Here is a 2,814-nt window from a genome sequence, read left to right as displayed (position 1 = left end):
GCTACACAACCGAGTGTGAGGCTTAACTAAAGACGGATGCCTTCCGCGGGGTTCACCAGAGCTGAACCCCGCGGAAGAGTGCTGGAGACAACTCGATCAAGAACTTGGGAACCGTCTGTTCGAGACGCTTGACGATCTCCGTGATGCTGCTCTCTCTGTACTCGACCGCATCGAAGTTCCTGATATCTTTATGTATTCATGTCTGTGAGTATCAGCAATCGTGATCTCTACCACTCGTAGCTACCACCGTTCACAGTGTTTGCTTGACAAATTCCGACACGATACGATCCTCTGCGGTTCGTAGTCGATATTGAACCGTAGAACGAGGTTCATCAAGTATCGACGCAAGATCGGAGACAGAAACTTCTCTCGGCCGTTCATAGTATCCGTGCTTGACCGCTGCCTTTAGCACTTCCCAGTGTTCTGGCGAGAAGTCTGTCGCGAGGCGCTCGGTCGCCTTCCAGTCGCTGCCAGTAGTGATATGGGACACCGAAACCGACACGCCCTCCCGAATCTGTGCTTCCATTGTATCGTAGATGTCTCCAATAGGAGAATCACTAGGGAAGAGAATGCGCCACCGGTACTCGTCACCGACCCGGCGGGATTCGAATATAGTTCCTGTCTGAATATGATCGAGTACAATATGCGGAAGTGAATGACAACTGTTAATTTCACGACGAAGTGTATAGATAGTTCGGCTAGTCTCTTGACGATCTAGGACACGATATGATCGGTCCGTATCACAATCTACGACATCGAAGCACTCGTTACAGCGGGTTTTGTCAAGAAATACCTCATCGAACGCGTCCAGCGCTTCGCTCGTCCCCTTCGCATAATCGAGCCGCCACATATAGCTGTCATTCACGAAGATCGCGGACGACCACAACGAGAGGCTCTCGTACTGTCGGAACACATCCATCAACTCATCGGCTCCTGACTCGAACTGGAGGACAAACTCAAACTCACGTGTCTCTTGCGCGGGTTCAGGCTTACCGTTCATTTATCTATTGCTAAATAGTAGATACACAAAAGAATTGTTCTTAGTGCTGTTTCATTCTTTTGCCAGATAATATCATCTATTGCTAAAACAATTCTGATTACTGTTACCGGGGTATGTAGAGATGCGATGGCAAACGAGAAAGAACACGGCAGCGGTTCCGTGGAACCGGGCGACACGAGCAAGCGAGTCGGTGCCGAGGTCATCCGCGAACGAGGCGTCGATCCCGAGGAACTCCGGGAGAAACTGATCGACGCGATCGGCGCCGAGTTCACGACCTACTACTACTACACGAACCTCCGAATGCACCTCGCCGGGGAGGAGGACTACAAGGAGATCACCGAGGACGCCCGTCTTGAAGACCGGGCCCACTTCGAGCTTGTCGTCCCCCGGGTGTACGAACTCGAGGGGTCGCTGCCGAACGACATCAGGGACTTCGCCGACCGGGCCTCCTGTCCCGACGCCGAGGTACCGACGCCGATGGATGGTAGTGGTGAGTTCGACACATCCGAGCTAGAAGTCGAAGACATTCTGGAAGTACTGCTCGAAGCGGAACGGTGTGCGATTCGTACTTGGAGCGAGATCTGTGATATGACTCGTGGGGCCGATCCGCGAACCTACGACATGGCCCAGCGGATCCTCAACGAGGAGATGGACCACGAGGCCTGGTTCATCGAGCTGCTGAGCAAGGAACGGGACGACGAGATTAATCCGGCCGGGCACTTCGCGCGTGGCGAGCCGGGCGACGCACCATATACGAAGAACAACCCGTTCAACGACTCCGCCTGAGCGAGTAACAACGGTCTCCACTCTCCCCTTATTTATGACACAGTCGTCGGACGATACGTGGACCATCACGATCGTTGTTCCCGAAGAGTCGTCGCTGGACGAAGCCGGTGAAACACACGAACTTGAGGTCAGTGAGAACGAGACGATTCTGGCGGCCGCGCGTTCGGCGGGTGTGTGGCTCACAGCTGACTGTCAACAAGGTTGGTGTATCACCTGTGCTGCTCGTTTGGTTGACGGCGACGTTGTCCATCCAAACGCGCGTCGGTACGATACTGAAGACCGAGAGGCAGGCTACGTACTCACCTGTACTGCGAAGCCGCGGGCGGACTCAACACTTGTCGTTGAACAGTACGATGAGTTCCTCGAATATAGAGCAGCCAATAACAAACCACCAGGAAATTCGAAGCTAAGTGACTAACATGTCCGAAAACATAACCCGAAAAGAACGAGATAGTTCGTTAACTACTCCGTACAGTGTTCGAAATCGTGGCATACAACTGGTATGTTTTGATGGCCAAGTACCTAGCAAAGAGACAGTATCAGATCAGGGTGTCCGAAAACAGACACTCAAGGCGCTTGAACGTGTTCGCACTGTCGCTGCTGAGGCTGGCGTCAGTCGTCACGAACTAATGCGAACCACAGTATACCTGACTGACATGAGCCAATTAGAGGAAGTTACGCAGGCGTATGACGAATTCTTTGAGGGTCAACGACCGTCACGGACCTTCGTTGGCGTCAAGCAGTTGCCGAACGGTGCTACAGTTCAAATTGAGGCTACTGGTGTATGTGATTGAAATCCTACATCCGTCTTCAGTCAAGCCCCACACTTGGGTTGTGTAGCGGGGGTTAGTGTCGCTTGTAATCAGCCGTCCTTTGTGGATCTTCTGGGCACCTTCGATCAGCCGGTCAAGAAGTGACGGCGGTGAGTAGCTGAGATAGTCACTACGCTCCTGCGTAGCACATTGTTGATGACTTGCTGTGTTTCGATTTTGGTCCATCTTAAGTGAACACTCATTCGTCTTTAGTTA

The 2,814-nt window shown here is 52.6% G+C and carries 4 protein-coding genes and 2 pseudogenes; 4 read left to right on the top strand and 2 right to left on the bottom strand.

All coding sequences use genetic code 11. The features are described 5' to 3' along the window. Positions 1 to 40: 40 nt before the first annotated feature. Positions 41 to 208 (top strand): annotated as a pseudogene (locus Z052_RS19040) (IS630 family transposase); the annotation flags it as partial. Between the two features lie 42 nt (positions 209 to 250). Here Z052_RS19040 and Z052_RS19035 read toward each other — a convergent pair. Further along, complete coding sequence (locus tag Z052_RS19035; RefSeq protein ID WP_080508750.1) at positions 251 to 1,000, bottom strand: helix-turn-helix domain-containing protein; 750 nt, start codon at positions 998 to 1,000, stop codon at positions 251 to 253. Between the two features lie 126 nt (positions 1,001 to 1,126). On the opposite strand from Z052_RS19035, the gene dps reads away from it, so the two are divergent. The 3 genes from dps to Z052_RS19020 are packed head-to-tail and all read left to right on the top strand — an operon-like array spanning position 1,127 to position 2,580. Beyond that, complete coding sequence (gene dps, locus Z052_RS19030; protein WP_049933440.1) at positions 1,127 to 1,786, top strand: DNA protection during starvation protein; 660 nt, start codon at positions 1,127 to 1,129, stop codon at positions 1,784 to 1,786. Between the two features lie 34 nt (positions 1,787 to 1,820). Then, entirely contained in the window at positions 1,821 to 2,204 is a 384-nt protein-coding gene (locus tag Z052_RS19025) for a 2Fe-2S iron-sulfur cluster binding domain-containing protein (RefSeq protein ID WP_080508749.1), read from the top strand. Position 2,205: 1 nt separating this feature from the next. Next, a complete protein-coding gene (locus Z052_RS19020; protein WP_080508748.1) occupies positions 2,206 to 2,580 on the top strand; it encodes a RidA family protein in 375 nt (124 codons plus the stop codon). A 20-nt stretch (positions 2,581 to 2,600) separates the two neighbouring features. Here Z052_RS19020 and Z052_RS21475 read toward each other — a convergent pair. Further along, positions 2,601 to 2,760 (bottom strand): annotated as a pseudogene (locus Z052_RS21475) (IS4 family transposase); the annotation flags it as partial. Positions 2,761 to 2,814 lie beyond the last annotated feature (54 nt).

Origin of the sequence: Halorubrum sp. C191, from assembly GCF_002727095.1 — an archaeon.
In the GTDB taxonomy this organism is placed as follows: Archaea; Halobacteriota; Halobacteria; order Halobacteriales; family Haloferacaceae; genus Halorubrum; species Halorubrum ezzemoulense.
Note: the sequence above shows the minus strand (reverse complement) of the source record. Positions and strands in the feature narration are given on the sequence as shown.

Excerpts from the sequence above, each read along its gene's own strand:
- Z052_RS19035 (WP_080508750.1), bottom strand. The coding sequence starts at position 1,000 with ATGAACGGTAAGCCTGAACCCGCGCAAGAGACACGTGAGTTTGAGTTT.
- dps (WP_049933440.1), top strand. The coding sequence starts at position 1,127 with ATGGCAAACGAGAAAGAACACGGCAGCGGTTCCGTGGAACCGGGCGAC.
- Z052_RS19025 (WP_080508749.1), top strand. The coding sequence starts at position 1,821 with ATGACACAGTCGTCGGACGATACGTGGACCATCACGATCGTTGTTCCC.
- Z052_RS19020 (WP_080508748.1), top strand. The coding sequence starts at position 2,206 with ATGTCCGAAAACATAACCCGAAAAGAACGAGATAGTTCGTTAACTACT.